This window comes from Achromobacter dolens, from assembly GCF_902859745.1.
Taxonomy (GTDB): Bacteria; Pseudomonadota; Gammaproteobacteria; order Burkholderiales; family Burkholderiaceae_B; genus Achromobacter; species Achromobacter dolens.
The window spans coordinates 1-13,725 of sequence record NZ_CADIJW010000055.1 but is presented as its reverse complement, the minus strand read 5'-3'; the positions used below and the strand labels follow the sequence as shown (position 1 = coordinate 13,725).

General features: G+C 64.7%; 20 protein-coding genes. 18 read left to right on the top strand and 2 right to left on the bottom strand.

Going from position 1 to position 13,725, the window contains the following annotated elements:
- The first annotated feature begins 162 nt into the window (after nt 1-162).
- On the top strand, nt 163-357 hold the full coding sequence (locus HV783_RS25315; protein WP_175190110.1) for a hypothetical protein: 195 nt from the start codon (nt 163-165) through the stop codon (nt 355-357).
- Between the two features lie 82 nt (nt 358-439).
- On the opposite strand, the gene HV783_RS25310 is transcribed toward HV783_RS25315, so the two are convergent.
- Both HV783_RS25310 and HV783_RS25305 read right to left on the bottom strand, forming a co-directional pair.
- A complete protein-coding gene (locus HV783_RS25310) occupies nt 440-1,465 on the bottom strand; it encodes a phage portal protein (RefSeq protein ID WP_175190109.1) in 1,026 nt (341 codons plus the stop codon).
- Nucleotides 1,462-3,216, bottom strand: coding sequence for a terminase ATPase subunit family protein (locus HV783_RS25305; protein WP_175190108.1), 1,755 nt, complete (start codon nt 3,214-3,216; stop codon nt 1,462-1,464). Before HV783_RS25305 ends, HV783_RS25310 begins: the two co-directional genes overlap by 4 nt.
- A 140-nt stretch (nt 3,217-3,356) precedes the next feature.
- Here HV783_RS25305 and HV783_RS25300 point away from each other — a divergent pair, with 140 nt between their 5' ends.
- From HV783_RS25300 to HV783_RS25225, 17 genes are all read left to right on the top strand, one after another.
- Nucleotides 3,357-4,220 carry a GPO family capsid scaffolding protein gene (locus tag HV783_RS25300; RefSeq protein WP_175190107.1) on the top strand — a complete coding sequence of 288 codons (864 nt, stop codon included), beginning with the start codon at nt 3,357-3,359 and terminating at the stop codon, nt 4,218-4,220.
- Nucleotides 4,221-4,264: 44 nt separating this feature from the next.
- Nucleotides 4,265-5,272, top strand: a complete 1,008-nt coding sequence (locus tag HV783_RS25295; protein WP_175190106.1) for a phage major capsid protein, P2 family — start codon at nt 4,265-4,267, stop codon at nt 5,270-5,272.
- Nucleotides 5,273-5,274: 2 nt separating this feature from the next.
- The gene (gene gpM, locus HV783_RS25290) at nt 5,275-5,970 is read left to right on the top strand and encodes a phage terminase small subunit (protein WP_175190105.1); all 696 of its coding nucleotides are present in this window, start codon (nt 5,275-5,277) and stop codon (nt 5,968-5,970) included.
- A gap of 92 nt (nt 5,971-6,062) precedes the next feature.
- On the top strand, nt 6,063-6,533 hold the full coding sequence (locus HV783_RS25285; RefSeq protein WP_175190104.1) for a head completion/stabilization protein: 471 nt from the start codon (nt 6,063-6,065) through the stop codon (nt 6,531-6,533).
- Nucleotides 6,533-6,739, top strand: coding sequence for a tail protein X (locus HV783_RS25280; RefSeq protein WP_006390738.1), 207 nt, complete (start codon nt 6,533-6,535; stop codon nt 6,737-6,739). The genes HV783_RS25285 and HV783_RS25280 overlap by 1 nt, the downstream gene beginning before the upstream one ends.
- A gap of 5 nt (nt 6,740-6,744) precedes the next feature.
- Entirely contained in the window at nt 6,745-7,107 is a 363-nt protein-coding gene (locus HV783_RS25275) for a putative holin (protein WP_006390739.1), read from the top strand.
- On the top strand, nt 7,104-7,403 hold the full coding sequence (locus HV783_RS25270) for a phage holin family protein (protein ID WP_063569183.1): 300 nt from the start codon (nt 7,104-7,106) through the stop codon (nt 7,401-7,403). Before HV783_RS25275 ends, HV783_RS25270 begins: the two co-directional genes overlap by 4 nt.
- On the top strand, nt 7,396-8,205 hold the full coding sequence (locus HV783_RS25265) for an N-acetylmuramidase domain-containing protein (protein ID WP_175190103.1): 810 nt from the start codon (nt 7,396-7,398) through the stop codon (nt 8,203-8,205). The genes HV783_RS25270 and HV783_RS25265 overlap by 8 nt, the downstream gene beginning before the upstream one ends.
- Nucleotides 8,202-8,624, top strand: coding sequence for an Rz-like lysis system protein LysB (gene lysB, locus HV783_RS29545; protein ID WP_175190102.1), 423 nt, complete (start codon nt 8,202-8,204; stop codon nt 8,622-8,624). Before HV783_RS25265 ends, lysB begins: the two co-directional genes overlap by 4 nt.
- A complete protein-coding gene (lysC, locus tag HV783_RS29380) occupies nt 8,518-8,739 on the top strand; it encodes an Rz1-like lysis system protein LysC (RefSeq protein WP_253827044.1) in 222 nt (73 codons plus the stop codon). Before lysB ends, lysC begins: the two co-directional genes overlap by 107 nt.
- Nucleotides 8,723-9,226: a phage tail protein gene (locus HV783_RS25255; RefSeq protein WP_063569186.1), complete on the top strand. Its 504-nt coding sequence runs from the start codon at nt 8,723-8,725 to the stop codon at nt 9,224-9,226. Before lysC ends, HV783_RS25255 begins: the two co-directional genes overlap by 17 nt.
- Nucleotides 9,219-9,680, top strand: coding sequence for a phage virion morphogenesis protein (locus tag HV783_RS25250; RefSeq protein WP_063569187.1), 462 nt, complete (start codon nt 9,219-9,221; stop codon nt 9,678-9,680). The genes HV783_RS25255 and HV783_RS25250 overlap by 8 nt, the downstream gene beginning before the upstream one ends.
- A 61-nt stretch (nt 9,681-9,741) precedes the next feature.
- Entirely contained in the window at nt 9,742-10,377 is a 636-nt protein-coding gene (locus HV783_RS25245; RefSeq protein WP_175190101.1) for a phage baseplate assembly protein V, read from the top strand.
- Nucleotides 10,374-10,730 carry a GPW/gp25 family protein gene (locus HV783_RS25240; protein WP_254604035.1) on the top strand — a complete coding sequence of 119 codons (357 nt, stop codon included), beginning with the start codon at nt 10,374-10,376 and terminating at the stop codon, nt 10,728-10,730. The genes HV783_RS25245 and HV783_RS25240 overlap by 4 nt, the downstream gene beginning before the upstream one ends.
- Nucleotide 10,731: 1 nt before the next feature.
- A complete protein-coding gene (locus HV783_RS25235) occupies nt 10,732-11,649 on the top strand; it encodes a baseplate assembly protein (protein ID WP_175190100.1) in 918 nt (305 codons plus the stop codon).
- Nucleotide 11,650: 1 nt separating this feature from the next.
- Nucleotides 11,651-12,271 (top strand): phage tail protein I, encoded by a 621-nt coding sequence (locus HV783_RS25230; RefSeq protein ID WP_217484244.1) that lies wholly within the window; start codon nt 11,651-11,653, stop codon nt 12,269-12,271.
- Complete coding sequence (locus tag HV783_RS25225; protein WP_175190098.1) at nt 12,268-13,608, top strand: phage tail protein; 1,341 nt, start codon at nt 12,268-12,270, stop codon at nt 13,606-13,608. Before HV783_RS25230 ends, HV783_RS25225 begins: the two co-directional genes overlap by 4 nt.
- Nucleotides 13,609-13,725: the final 117 nt, after the last annotated feature.

Below are 13,725 nucleotides of genomic sequence, written 5' to 3'. Positions count from 1 at the left end.
AGACTGCGCGCCAGAGGTGGTGACGGATCGGTTTACTGTATATTTATACAGTACTTTGAGGTTGCCATCATGACCATGCTCGACCGTCCCCCGCCCACCCCCATGTCTGCGGCTCGCATACGCGAGCTGTACGCCCGAAACCCCACGCCAGAGGGGTGCGCCTTGGCCTGGGAAATCTGGCGCCTGCAGCGCGTCCTGATCGCGTTGGAAGCTGGTATGCGAAACGCGGCAAGCCTGCGCCATCGCCAGGATGTGATTGACCACGTCACCGGCCTGCTGGAATACATCCAGGGCGAACCCTGTCTGACCGAGCCGCTGGCAGTCAAACAGGGGCGCAAGCGCGGCGAGCGTCGGTAAGGGCCAGGCCTGCAAACCACCGCGCGGCGCGGCCAAAAAAAAGCCCCGCTGATGCGGGGCGTATGCCTGTGGCTCGGGCGCGCTACTCGTCGCCTTCTCCTGGGATCGCGTAAGGCTTAAAACGCACAACCTCATCGCCCAGCCAGTCATTGATTTCCAGGAACTTGGCCTGCAGCGGCTCCAGCTCGTTACGCGCGAACACCTTCGCCGCCGATATCGGCGTGCCAAATCCGCCCGAGTTCGTCGGCACCAGACCCATGAGCTGCGGCGGCACCCGATGCGCGGCGAGCACGTCATCGCGCGACACGTTCTTGATGTTGAAAAAGTCATCGCGCGCGGCCACCTCGCTAACCGGGATGATCTGCATGCCGTCTTTCTTGCCGCCGGGCGCATAGACAAAGAGGTTGCGGAAGTTGCCCGGCCCCTTCGAGTTCTTCATCGCCTCGCGGATGTCATCGACATAGCCACCGTCAGGCAGGGTGTCCGTCACGTACATGATGAATCCCGCATGACTGCCGTTGTGGTAGTACTTGCGCCGGAACAGCGTCGCGGACTCGTTCAACCATGCAGCATTGAGCGCGGCCAGGTACTCGGGCAGGCCATAGATTTCCTGGTTGATGTCCGGCTGCATCAGTTGACACACCGTGCCGGCGCGGAATTCATGCTCCTGGCCAGAGCTGGGCAGAAAGAAGAAGCGGCCAGGTTCAACGCCGCGCCGCGTGTACTTGGCAAGCGCGTGCTTCATCATGATCAGCTTGCCCGTCATGCTGTCCAGCCGCTCCGCGTAGGTGTTGCCGAAGGTCAGAAAATCGATAGCCATTTTCAGGCAGGTATCACGGCCAAATGCGGGATGCGGCAGCAGCGTGGAGGCCAGGATGTTGGCCTTGAAGTAGATGGCCGAACTATGGTGCGGGCTGGCCCGGAACGTCTTGGACAGGCCGCCGAAATTGACGGGCGGCTCATACCAGCGTCCATTGCGCCAGCACTCCAGATAGTCCAGTATCTCGCGGCGATCAAGCACCGGCACCGGGTCACCGAAGGTGAAGGCCTCGACCTTTTCAGGCATGAGCGCAGGCGCAGCGCTGGCCGCCTTGGTTTTTCGTTTCATCCGTAAATCTCCATGAAGCTTTTTCCGACGCCTGCGGCGCCTTCCAGGGGTTCCCAATCCAGCGCGTGCATCAGCGCCCAGGCCAGGTCAGCGTGTCCGGTCTCGCTGGCCCGGCCGGCGTCGTATGTGACACTGCGCCCGCTGGCGGTTGTGGTCTTGCGAATTGCCATGAGCGACTGCGCCAGGTCGGTGGCGCCGGCGTCGAACTCCAGGCGTTTGTTGCGGATCACGTCCCCCGCCTTGAGTACCAGGCGGCCTTTGACCTCGGGCGAATAGCTGTAAGACCGGGCACCGGGAAAGAACTGCTTGACCAGCTGGAACACGCCTTGGCCCATGCCGGTGGCGTCGATACCGATGTAAGCCACGGCGTACCGCTTCGTGATTTCCTCAATCTTTTTGGCTTGCGCTGCGAAGTCCATCCCCCTGAACTGGTGATACTCCAGCACGCGGAATTTGCCGCCGGGGGTGCGCGGCGCGGCCAACACGACACAACCGGCGGAATCTCCCGACAGCGACGGGTCATAGCCCACCAGCACCGGCCAGTGTCCGTAGGGCCGCAGCAGAAATTTCTGCACATCGACCCACTCGACCATCGAATCCACCATGCAGCCCTGCAACACAGACAGCGGGAAGATGGATGCGGTGTCATCGATGAAACCGCACATCAGCAGGTTTTCGAACTGATCGGGGCTGTACTCAAGCCGCAGCTCATCGATGTCGAATAGGTTGCAGCCGCCCGCCTCGGCGTCCAGGATGGTGACGATCTGCCGCCAGATACGGTCATCACAGTGGTGGCCATTCTTCAAGACCGAGTGCGCCAGCTCAATGGCGACTTGATCGCGCTTGGCGCGGCGCTTGTTGAACACGTCGCCGGTCCAAAGTGGATAGGCTTCGTGGGCCATGCTGGAAGGGGTAGAAAAATAGGTCTTGCGCCAATGCTTGTGCAGCGCCATGCCGCTGGCCACCTTGTTCAGCTCCGCGAACCTCGGCACCCAGAAGAACTCATCGAAGTAGAAATTGCCGTGATAGCTCTGCGCGGTGCGTGCGTTCGTCCCCAGAAAGTACAGGTGCGCGCCGTTCGGCAAGACGATGGGATCGCCCTTGAGATCGATGTCCGCGGCCTCTCGCGCGAATTGAATGATGTACTGCTTGAAGACGTGTGCCTGCGCCTTCGACGCGGACAGGAAGATTTGATTTCGGCCCGTCCTGATCGCATCGTCCAGCGCCTCGCGCGCGAAGTACCAGGTGGCCCCGATCTGCCGCGACTTGAGAATCATCCGGGTGCGCTGATCGCCGTTGCGAAGCCAGACTTTCTGATACTCGAAGAGGGAATCGCGGAACGCCTGTGACAGCTTTTGCGCCTGTTCGTCGCTGATCGCGTTGCGCTCGGGCTTGCGCTTCGGCCCAGCATTACGCCGGTCAAGCGCGGGGTTCAACGTGGAATCGCGCCCGTCCTCATCGAACTTGCGCACGCGCGCCGTGCGCTCAAGCTGGCGCCCCAGCAGGTCGATTTCCTTGAAGTCGCGCCCGTCCTTCTCAGTCTTGGCGATGAGCGTACACAGGCGCGCATCAAGCGCGGTCTCTACGCGCTCAACGGGCGAAGCCTTGTCCCAGCCGTCGCGCGTCTTCCAACTGTGAACAGTGGTGCGCTTTTCGCTCAGGTGGCGCGCAATGGACGAGATGCGCCAGCCCTGCCAATACAGGTCACGGGCGACGCGGCGCGGGTCGATGTGGTCGGTGGATTGCAACATGCCGCCATCCTGCCGGGCTTCTCCGCGCGCGCGTGAAGCCGTCTCTTCTGGATCGCACGCGCACAACGCCGCGCCGTTGAGTGGCCGGGCAGCGGGGGCCAGTATGGCAACACCCGAACACCACCGACGAGCCAAACCCTATGAATAAAGACCGCTGGTTTACCGTGGCCACCGAAGGCCAGACCACCGATGGCCGCAACATCCAGCGCACCTGGCTGGAAGAGATCGCGGCGACCTACAACCGCGAGAAGTACGGCGCGCGCATCTGGATGGAACATATTCGCGGCGTCGTGCCGGAAAGTCCGTTCTGCGCCTACGGCGATGTCCTGGCCGTGCGCACCGAAGAAAACGATGAAGGCAAGCTCACGCTGCAAGCGCAGCTCGACCCCACTCCCGCGCTGGTGTCCATGACGAAGGGCCGCCAGAAAATCTATACGTCCATCGAACTTCAAGAAGACTTCGCCGGCACCGGCAAGTGCGGCTTGGTCGGCCTGGGCGTCACCGACAGCCCGGCCAGCCTGGGGACCTCCATCCTGCAATTCGCCGCCAAGAATCCCGCATCCAACCCGCTTGCTGGCCGCAAGCAGTCGCCGGAAAACCTGTTCTCCAGCCTGCTGGAAACGCCCCTGAACTTCGACGAAGACGCCAAGCCCACCGACGAAACCGCCAAGGCCCTGCAAGGGTTCGCCGCCTTCTTCCGCTCCCTGCTGCCGGGCCAGTCGCAAGCCGCAGCACCGCAGCCCCCGCAGGTGGCCACCGCGCCCGTTGACGTGGCCGCCGCAACACAAGCCTTCAACGCGCTGGAAGCTGCGATCAAGAAAACCACCGGCGACCTGGCCGACGCCGTGACCAAGGTCAGGACCGAGATGGAGGAATTCAAGAAGAACGCTGCGACGGCCAAGGAATTGGCCGACCTGCGCGCCCAGCTCGACAAAACGCCCGGCAACTTCTCCCAGCGTCCGCCGGCGGCCGGTGGCGACGGCCGCGTGAAAACCGACTGCTAACGCGGGCCGATCCCGACCCTTCAAACCCAAACCGGAACCACCAAATGCGCAACGATACCCGCGTCCTCTTCAACGCCTACCTGCACAACCTCGCCGAACTCAACGGCGTCGACAGCGTCACGCAGACCTTCAACGTCGTGCCGTCCGTGCAACAGACGATGGAGACCAAGATTCAAGAAAGCTCGGCCTTCCTGACCAAGATCAACATGATCGGCGTCACCGAGCAGCAGGGCGAAAAGCTGGGTCTGAACCTCTCCGGCCCCATCGCCTCGCGTACCGACACCAAGGTCAAGGACCGCGAACCGCGCGACCTGACCACGCTGGACGCGAACGGCTACTACTGCCGCCATACCGATTTCGATTCCTTCATCCCCTACGCCAAGCTCGACGCCTGGGCGCATTTCAAGGACTTCGAGATCCGCATCCGCGATCTGCTGATCCAGCGACAGGCGCTCGACCGCATCATGATCGGCTTCAATGGCAACAGCGTGGCGACCACGACCAACCCCAACACCAACCCGCTGCTGCAGGACGTGAACAAGGGCTGGTTGCAGAAGATGCGCGAATACGCGGAAGAGCGCGTCATGAACGAGGGCAAGACGGCGGGCAAGGTCCAAGTGGGCGCCACCGGCGACTACAAGAACCTGGACGCCCTGGTCTACGACGCCATCACGCTGCTGGACCCGTGGCACCGCGAAAACGCCGGCCTGGTCGCCATCGTCGGCCGTGGCCTCATGCACGACAAGTATTTCCCGCTGGTCAACCAGGACAGCCGCGCCACCGACACGCTGGCGGCAGACCTCATCATCAGTCAGAAGCGTATCGGCGGCCTGCCAGCGGTGCAGGCGCCCTTCTTCCCGGAAAAGAAGGTGCTCATCACCCCGCTGGATAACCTGTCGCTGTACTGGCAGATTGGCGGACGCCGCCGTCACATCGATGAAAACGCCAAGCGCAGCCGCGTGGAGACCTACGAAAGCTCGAACGACGACTACGTGGTGGAAGACTACGGCCAAGCCGCCATGGTCGAAAACATCGAGCTGGTGCAGGCCTGACCATGACCAGCCCCGCACAACAACACCGCACGCGGGTGCTGGCCGCCCGCGCGAGCGCGGCCGACGGCGACGCGCCCGCAGTCATGGGCGGCATCTACGGCCAGATGATGGCCAAGCTCACCCAGGACCGGCGCCGCCTGCACGATATCCAGTCCGTGGAGCGCAAGGTAGCCGTGAAACGCGAGCTGGTTCCCGAGTACGCCGACTACCTGCAAGGTGTATTGGCGGGCGACGGCGGCCAGCCTGATGAGGTGGTGACCACGCTGATGGTGTGGCACTTCGACATCGGCGCATTCGCGCCCGGCCTGCAGCTCGCCGACTACGTACTGCGCCATGACCTGCAACTGCCGGAACGGCTCAAGCGCAACACGGCCACCCTGCTGCTGGACGAGGTGGCCGGCCACGTCGCCAACGGCGCAGTGTCCAAGCCCGAGGAGGCCATGCAGGTGCTGCAGGAAGTCGCGCGCCTGGTGGACGGCCAGGACGCGCCGGACCAAGCCCGCGCGAAGCTGCACTTGGCTCTAGGCAAGACGCTGGCGGCCCAGGCCGGCGAAGAGCCGCGCGGCCCGCAGCTGGAAATGGCGCGGGCCAGCGTCGCACAACTGCGCCGCGCCGTGGAGCTGCACAGCGGCGTGGGCGCGAAAAAGCTCATCGAACAGCTGGAACGCAAGATCAAGAACGCCGGCGACGCCGGCTAACCGAGTGCCCCCAAGCGCACGGCGGCGCGGGCGGAAGGTCTGTCACAGACCGGCTGGATGCCCGCCCACCGCCGATTTCATGAGAACAGGCCATGAGCTTCATCGCAACCGCACCCGCGCCCCGCACCGAACCGCCGCAGACGGTCGGGAATGATGGCTTTTTCCCGGATATCGACCTGGCCAACGCCCGCGAGACGTTGCGCCTGGATGGAACTGTGACCGAACCGCGCCTGCGCTTCGCGCTCGTTGGCGCCATGCTGGAAGCCGGCAACAGCCTGGCCGCGTGGAAGGCCGTCCAGCGCGCCAACGGCTACACACAGCTCCAGGACGTCCCAGCCGCAAAGATCGACGGCGCCACCCGCCTGGAGCACGCCTACCGCCGCGCCGTCTACAGCTTGGCCAAAGCCGACCTGATCGAGCGCATGACCGACTACGACACCACGGCCGCCGGCCAGAAGCGGGCGGAATGGCTGGACGAGGCGCCCAGCGACCACCGCCGCAATGCGCGCTGGGCCATCGCCGATGTCGTCGGCGCCAAGCGCAATATCGTGGACCTCATCTGATGAAAGTCCGCGCCCAACAAGGTGACACCGTGGATGCGCTCTGCTGGCGCCACCTAGGCACCACGCGGGACGTGGTGGAAGCCACCTACGAACTCAATCCCGGCCTGGCCGACCTCGGCGCGGTGCTGCCGCATGGCCATGTGGTTGTCCTGCCGGATGCCGCCCCTCAACCTACGGCGGCGCCTGCCGTCAAACTCTGGGACTGAACCCAATGGCCGAACCCTCGACCGTATCGGGCGCCGTGGCCACCACGCTGGTATCTGGCGCGGCCCTGTCGCAAATCCTGCCGCTGATCGATGCAAACGCGGCCTTCGGCGCCGTCATGGGCGCCGCCCTGGTGGCGAGTACCAAGAAAGACCTCACCGCCTGGAAGCGCTTCGTTTCCTTCCTGGTCTCGGGCTTGTGCGGCTACGGCGGCGCCGGCGAAATCGTCGCCCGCGAGCTGGCCAAGGAATCCTTTCTGCCCGCGCTGATCGGCGCGGTCGTCATCGTGCCGCTGGCCCTCAAGCTGCTGGCCAAGGCGCCGGACTTCGACCTCGGAAGCATTTTCCGAGGCTTTGGGGAAAAGAAATGACCGACCTGCACCCTACCCCTGCGCTGTCCCTCATCGCGGTGGCCTGCGCGCTTCTGTACGCCGGCACGGCCAGCCGCTTCCTCTGGTATCAGCCCAATGGCGCGCGCCATCGACGCGTGCTGTCGTGTCTGGCCACCGCACTGATTGCGGCGCTGTTCTGCCGGGCCGTCGAAATCCTGCTGCTGCACTCGCCGGCCAGCCTGTCCGAACTGGTCATCGCCGCGCTGCTGTTCGCCGGCGCCTGGCGCGCGCGCGGCAACTTGGCGACGTTCACCCGAGGGAATCCCGATGTCTGAAATTTTGCGTAAGGGCGCCATCGGCCAGGCCGTGGCCGATCTTCAATCTGATCTGCAGCGCGCCGGCTACAAGGTTGAGCGCACGGCGATCTACGACGACGCCACGCGCGGCGCGGTGGCAGCGCTGCAGCGGGCCACCGGCTTGGTGGTCGATGGCGTCTATGGACCGAAAAGCCGCGCCGCGCTGGCACACCACGATGTGACGCGCTATCTGCGGGAACCCGACCTGATCGCGGCCGCCGAGCGCCTGGGCGTCCCCCTGGCCAGCATCAAGGCAGTGAACGAGGTGGAAGCGAGCGGGCGCGGCTTTCTGCCCGATGGGCGCCCCGCAATCCTGTTCGAGCGGCATGTCTTCCATGAACGCCTGCGCGAGCATGGCATCGACCCGGCACCGCACACCGCGCGCCTTCCCGCCATCGTCAATCCCAAGCGCGGCGGCTACGCGGGCGGCGCGGCCGAGTACGTCCGCCTCGCAGCCGCGATCCAGATTTGCCGCCCTGCGGCGCTGGAGGCCGCGAGCTGGGGCGCATTTCAAATCATGGGCTACCACTGGCGCCGGCTGGGGTTTGAAAGCGTGGAAGCATTCGTTGCCGCGCAGCAGGAAAGCGAGGGCGCGCAGCTCGCCGCCTTCGTCGGCTTCATCGAGACCGACCCGGGCCTGCATAAAGCCCTAGTCGGCCGCAAGTGGGCGGCATTCGCGCGCGGCTACAACGGCCCGGCCTACGCTGAAAACCTCTATGACGTGAAGCTGGAGCGCGCCTACGCGCGATTCTCCGAAGAAGACGCGGGGCAGGCAGCATGAACACGTTCCTGCGAGCCATCGCGCCCTATGCGGCAACCGCCATCCTGGCCGTGGTGGTTTGGTTCCAGCGTGGCGACATCGCGCGCCAGGATGTCGCCATCACCGCCTATGGCCAGGTGATCGAGCGCCAAGCCAGCGACCTGGCGGACCTGGGAAACCGCATGACCACCCAGCGCCTGGACCTGGCGCAACTGGAGCGCACGCAAGACGACTTCCGCAACGCGCTAGACCAGCGCACGTTCGACCTTGAAAGGCTCAAGAATGAAAATCCGCAAGTTCGCAGCTGGGCTGATACTGTGCTGCCTGATCCTGTTGCAAGGCTGCGCCAGCGCCCTGCCCTCACCGGGGCCGCGGCTTACGCTGAATACCTGCGCACCCGTAACCCCGTGCAGTCTGCCGGCGGCGGCGCCAAGGACTGACGGCGATCTGAACCTGTTGATAGACCGCCTGGAGACCTCCTGGGCTATGTGCGCGGCCAAGGTGGACACCATCATCAAATGCCAGGACGAGGCGAGCCATGCGAAAGGCCAATGAGTTGCGCGAATACCTGACGCGGCACAATGAGTTTCTGTCCACGAACCCCGACAGGCTGCATGTTTTCGTTGACGACGGCAGCGTCCATTGCACGGGAACGCGCAACCTCTCGCATGAATATCGGTACACCCTCACCATCGTGGTGACCGACTACGCAGGCCAGGCCGACACCATCATGCTGCCGCTGCTGGCCTGGCTTCGCGTCAAGCAACCCGAACTGCTGATCAATCCCGACCGGCGCGCCAACGCGATCCAGTTTGATGTTGAGCTGCTGAACCATGAGTCGGCGGACATTGAAATCAAGTTGCCGCTCACCGAGCGCGTAGTAGTGAAGCCATCGGGCGCCGGCGGCGCCCTGATGGCCGAGCATGTGGACGAACCCACCGACGCCGAACTGCCGGCCGACGATGAGGAAATCACCATCGTCATCCCGGGCGCGGCCCCTGTTACCGTCACCGTCCCGGCGTGGCGCCATCCCAATGAGTGACGATTTCTCGGACGTCCAGGCCTGGGCGGCGGCGCTGCTCGCGCAGCTCCGGCCCGCCGAGCGCCGCCGCGTGAATCGCGCTGTCGCCGTGGAGCTACGCCGCACCGAAGGCCAGCGGATTGCGGCCCAGCAGAACCCGGACGGCACGCCCTACGCCCCAAGGCGTACCAAGAACCTGCGTGGCAAGCGCGGCGCCATCCGTCGCAAGATGTTCACCCGGCTGCGCACCGCTCGATACCTGCGCGTAGAGGCCAGCGACACCGACGCGGTGGTCGGCTACAGCGGCCGCGTAGCGCGCCTGGCCCTGGTTCACCAGGAAGGCCGCAGCGACCGCCCGGCGCGCGGCCAGAAGCCCGTGCGCTACCCGCGCCGCAAGCTGCTGGGATTCACCGAACGCACCCGAGAAATGGTACTCGACACCTTGGCGCGGCATCTGGCCGGCCAAGGCCTGTAGCACGCCGAAGCACAAGGCGCGCCCCGTGCGCGCGCGAAGGCGGCCCGGCAACATGGCCGCTATGCATGAAATCGCCGAACTCTTCCGCCTCATCTCCAACCTGATCCGCATCGGTACGGTTTTCGCCGTCGATCTGTCCAGCCAGCCGGCGCGCGTTCGCGTCGCATCGGGCGACCTTCAAAGCAACTGGTTGCCGTGGCTGGAGCTGCGTGCTGGCACGACAACGACATGGAACCCGCCGACCGTCGGCGAACAAGTCGTTTTGCTGTGTCCTGACGGAGACCCCGCCGCCGGCGTGGTGCTGATGGGCCTGAACTCGGATGCCATCCCCGCCCCGTCCGCCAGCGCCGCAGAACACGTCACGCTTTACCCGGACGGCGCCCGCATCGTTTACGACCACCAGGCGGGCCGGCTCACGGCCGAAGGCATCAAGACGGCAACGGTCACCGCCAGCGAGTCGGCCACCCTCAAATGCCCGGAAATCACCCTTGACGGCAATGTGACCGTGACGGGTCTGTTTACCTATCAGGCCGGCATGAGCGGCAAGAACGGCAAGGGGAACAACACAACTATCACCGGTGACCTTCGCCACACCGATGGCGCGCTTTCGTCCAACGGCGTCGTCTTGCACACGCACACCCATGGCGGCGTGCTGCAGGGCGGCGCGCGTACCCAAGGGCCGGGGGCAGGCGCATGAGCTACATCGGGATGGACGCCAACACAGGCCTGCGGATCAGTGGCCGCCAACACCTGAATCAGTCCGTGACCAAGATACTCACGACTTCGATAGGCACGCGCATTCGCCGGCGCCCCTTCGGCGCCCTGGCCGCCGACCTGATCGACACCCCCACCAATGGCGCCGCCGTCCTGCAGCTCTACGCAGCGGCGGCTACGGCGCTGATGCTGTGGGAACCCCGGCTGCGTGTTCGCAGCTTGTCGGCCAACGTCAACGCAAACCGGCCCGGCGCCGTCGTGCTGAACATCGTCGGCGAAGCCGACACCGGCGACCGCACCGAAAGCGTGTCCCTCTCCACCACCTTGAGCGCCTGACATGGCAAGCCCGAACATCATCGACCTTTCCCAGCTTCCCGCGCCGGACGTGGTGGAGACCCTGGACTACGAACGAATCCTGGAAACGCGCAAGGCGCGGTATCTCGCCCTGTTCGCGCAAGAAGACCGTAACGCCGTGGCCAAGGCGCTGGCGCTGGAGTCGGAGCCGCTGGTAATCACGTTGCAGGAAAACGCCGAGCGCGAAGTCATCTTGCGCCAACGTATCAACGACGCTGCGCGGTCCGTCTTGCTGGCATTCGCGCGTGGCTCCGACCTGGAACACATTGCAGCCGAGTATGGTGTAAGCCGCCTGGTCATCCGGCCTGCCGACCCAGCCGCCGTGCCGCCGGTCGAAGCCGTCTATGAAAGTGACGACGAACTGCGCGAGCGCGCGCAGCTGGCGTGGGAAGGCCTGTCAACCGCAGGCCCGCGCGATGGCTACGTCTTCCATGCCTTGACCGCAGACGGGCAGGTCGCGGACGCGTCCGCCACCAGCCCCGAGCCTTGCGATGTGCGCATCTGCGTACTCGCCCGTGATGGCGACGGCACCGCGCCGGCCGAACTGCTGGACAAGGTACGCGCCAAGCTCAGTGACGAGGACATCCGCCCCATGGGCGACCGCTTGACCGTCCAATCCAGCAGCATCATCACGTACAGCGTGCGGGCGGTTCTCCACATGAAAGGCGAAGGCCCGGGCCGGTCGGTCGCGCTGGAGGCCGCCACGCGCGCGTGTCACGCCTACGTCAACCGGCCCCGCCGTGCCGGCGTATCAGTCTGGCGATCCGCGATCAATGCCGCGCTGCATGTCGAAGGCGTCGCGCATCTCGACTTGATCGAGCCGGCGGACAACCTGGTGCTTGACGCCACGCAGGCCGCCACATGCTTGGCGGTGGAAGTCTCCATTGCGCCCGGCGGTTGAAATGGCGAACAAGCCCACTCTGCTGCCGCCCTCATCCACCCCGGTTGAGCGCAAGCTTGCCCAGGTCGGTGCCGACATCGAGGAAATCCCCTTGCCCCTGCGCAAGCTGCGCCGCGCGAGCACCACGCCCGCCCCGCTGCTGCCCTGGCTGGCGTGGGAAAGATCGGTGGACCGCTGGGACGATGCCTGGTCAGAGGCGGCCAAGCGTAAGGCCATTGCCAATTCTTTCAAGATTCACCAACTGAAAGGCACCATCGGCGCGCTGCGCCGCGTGGTGGAGCCGCTGGGCTATCTACTGGAAGTGACCGAATGGCACCAGATGGTGCCAGAAGGTCGGCGCGGAACGTTCCGGCTCACTATCGGCGTTCTCGATGGCGGCATTTCCGAAGCAATGTATTACGAGCTGGGCCGCCTCATCGACAGCACCAAGCGCCTGAGCCAGCACATGACCGGCTTGGCCATCGCGGTGGAAGTGCGGGCGCCCCTGAATCACTGCGTCGCGTCCTATGACGGCGACGAGATGACCGTATACCCCTATCAACCTCAACCCGTGGAAGTCGCGGCCGCCACGCCGGCCGCCCTGGCCACGCACATCATCGACACCCTGACGGTATACCCATGACTACCTATTTCGGAATCTTGACCAAGATCGGCGAAGCCAAGGAAGCCAACGCCAAGGCGCTCGGCATCCCCGTGAACATCACCGAGCTGGAAGTCGGCGACGGCGGCGGCGTGCTGCCCGTACCGAGCCGCGAGCAAACCTCGCTGATCGGCTCCAAGCACCGCGCGCCGATCAATCGCAAATTCGTTGACCCGAACAATCCGGCGTGGCTGGTAGTGGAACAGGTCATCCCGGAGCAGTTCGGTGGGTGGTGGGCGCGTGAGCTGGGACTGCGGGACGCGGACGGCGACCTGATCGCGGTATCCAATTGTCCGCCCACCTACAAGCCGCAGATGGCCGAAGGTTCGGCACGCACGCAGGTGGTACGCATGGTGCTGCAGGTTTCCAGCACCAGCAATTTCACGCTCAAGATTGATCCTGACGTGGTGCTGGCCACGCGCGAGTACGTCGATGAGGAAACCGCCAAGCGCCTGGGCAAAGATGAAACGGCAGCGGCCGCCAAGAAGCTGGCGGTTGCGCGCCAACTTTCGATATCTGGCGCGGGCACCGCGGCGCCCAAGCCCTTTGACGGGCAGGCCGACGTAGATTTGGTGCTCGGTAGCTTGGACATGGACAAGGCCAGCAAAGGCACCCTCGCGGTGTCTCGCGGGGGAACGGGCCTGGCCGCCGTCGCCGAAGGGCATCTATTGGTCGGTGCGCAGGATGGAAAGCTCCGCGCGGCCGCCTTGGGAACTCTCCCGCCGGACGGTCGCTACCCGCTCATCTTCTCCGTTACCGCCCTGCCACGGGAAAACGTCGGCCCAATCATCGTCGCCGAATGTGGGGAGGTCTGGATTTGGACCCAAACCGCCTTCTACACCGGATATCGCTCCCCGCTTTGCGGACGCCCGCTGGACGGACACACCATCTCGCCGCTCGCGAGCGAGTTGGACGCCACGGGTGGCACGGTTCCCAAGGCAGATTACCCAGGCCTTTGGGGCTACGCCCAGGAAAATTCGCTTGTCTTGACGCAGGCGGTTTGGGAGACAAGGCGCGGCGGACACTACTTTGTGGACGTGGACGCAGCCAACTTCCGGGTGCCCGACTTGCGGGATATGTTTCGCCGTTTCACCGGAACTGACGCTGACACTGCAAATGCGAGGGCGCTCGGTAGCCGCCAGGTCGATCAGTTCCGGAGCCACACTCACAACATCAGGTACTCAAACAACGCGACGCCGTCGGGAGCCAATCAAGCTGTGCTTGATGGGGGTGGCCCCTCCGGCGTAAACACGCTGGGCGCTGGTGGAGCTGAGACTCGCCCCATAAATGCTGCCTTCCACCCACGTATCCATGCTTGACGTCCTCCTCACTGCAAATGCGAGAACGCTGGCCGGCAGACAAGGCGACAGCATCCGGGGCCATGCGCACGGAACCCTGGTACAGCGATCCGGCGGCGCGCCTGGCTCCGCAATGCC

What these genes read in the sequence shown, in the direction of transcription:
- HV783_RS25310 (WP_175190109.1), bottom strand. Translation starts at nt 1,465, where the DNA reads ATGAAACGAAAAACCAAGGCGGCCAGCGCTGCGCCTGCGCTCATGCCT.
- HV783_RS25305 (WP_175190108.1), bottom strand. Translation starts at nt 3,216, where the DNA reads ATGTTGCAATCCACCGACCACATCGACCCGCGCCGCGTCGCCCGTGAC.
- HV783_RS25300 (WP_175190107.1), top strand. Translation starts at nt 3,357, where the DNA reads ATGAATAAAGACCGCTGGTTTACCGTGGCCACCGAAGGCCAGACCACC.
- HV783_RS25295 (WP_175190106.1), top strand. Translation starts at nt 4,265, where the DNA reads ATGCGCAACGATACCCGCGTCCTCTTCAACGCCTACCTGCACAACCTC.
- gpM (WP_175190105.1), top strand. Translation starts at nt 5,275, where the DNA reads ATGACCAGCCCCGCACAACAACACCGCACGCGGGTGCTGGCCGCCCGC.
- HV783_RS25285 (WP_175190104.1), top strand. Translation starts at nt 6,063, where the DNA reads ATGAGCTTCATCGCAACCGCACCCGCGCCCCGCACCGAACCGCCGCAG.
- HV783_RS25280 (WP_006390738.1), top strand. Translation starts at nt 6,533, where the DNA reads ATGAAAGTCCGCGCCCAACAAGGTGACACCGTGGATGCGCTCTGCTGG.
- HV783_RS25275 (WP_006390739.1), top strand. Translation starts at nt 6,745, where the DNA reads ATGGCCGAACCCTCGACCGTATCGGGCGCCGTGGCCACCACGCTGGTA.
- HV783_RS25270 (WP_063569183.1), top strand. Translation starts at nt 7,104, where the DNA reads ATGACCGACCTGCACCCTACCCCTGCGCTGTCCCTCATCGCGGTGGCC.
- HV783_RS25265 (WP_175190103.1), top strand. Translation starts at nt 7,396, where the DNA reads ATGTCTGAAATTTTGCGTAAGGGCGCCATCGGCCAGGCCGTGGCCGAT.
- lysB (WP_175190102.1), top strand. Translation starts at nt 8,202, where the DNA reads ATGAACACGTTCCTGCGAGCCATCGCGCCCTATGCGGCAACCGCCATC.
- HV783_RS25255 (WP_063569186.1), top strand. Translation starts at nt 8,723, where the DNA reads ATGCGAAAGGCCAATGAGTTGCGCGAATACCTGACGCGGCACAATGAG.
- HV783_RS25250 (WP_063569187.1), top strand. Translation starts at nt 9,219, where the DNA reads ATGAGTGACGATTTCTCGGACGTCCAGGCCTGGGCGGCGGCGCTGCTC.
- HV783_RS25245 (WP_175190101.1), top strand. Translation starts at nt 9,742, where the DNA reads ATGCATGAAATCGCCGAACTCTTCCGCCTCATCTCCAACCTGATCCGC.
- HV783_RS25240 (WP_254604035.1), top strand. Translation starts at nt 10,374, where the DNA reads ATGAGCTACATCGGGATGGACGCCAACACAGGCCTGCGGATCAGTGGC.
- HV783_RS25235 (WP_175190100.1), top strand. Translation starts at nt 10,732, where the DNA reads ATGGCAAGCCCGAACATCATCGACCTTTCCCAGCTTCCCGCGCCGGAC.
- HV783_RS25230 (WP_217484244.1), top strand. Translation starts at nt 11,651, where the DNA reads ATGGCGAACAAGCCCACTCTGCTGCCGCCCTCATCCACCCCGGTTGAG.
- HV783_RS25225 (WP_175190098.1), top strand. Translation starts at nt 12,268, where the DNA reads ATGACTACCTATTTCGGAATCTTGACCAAGATCGGCGAAGCCAAGGAA.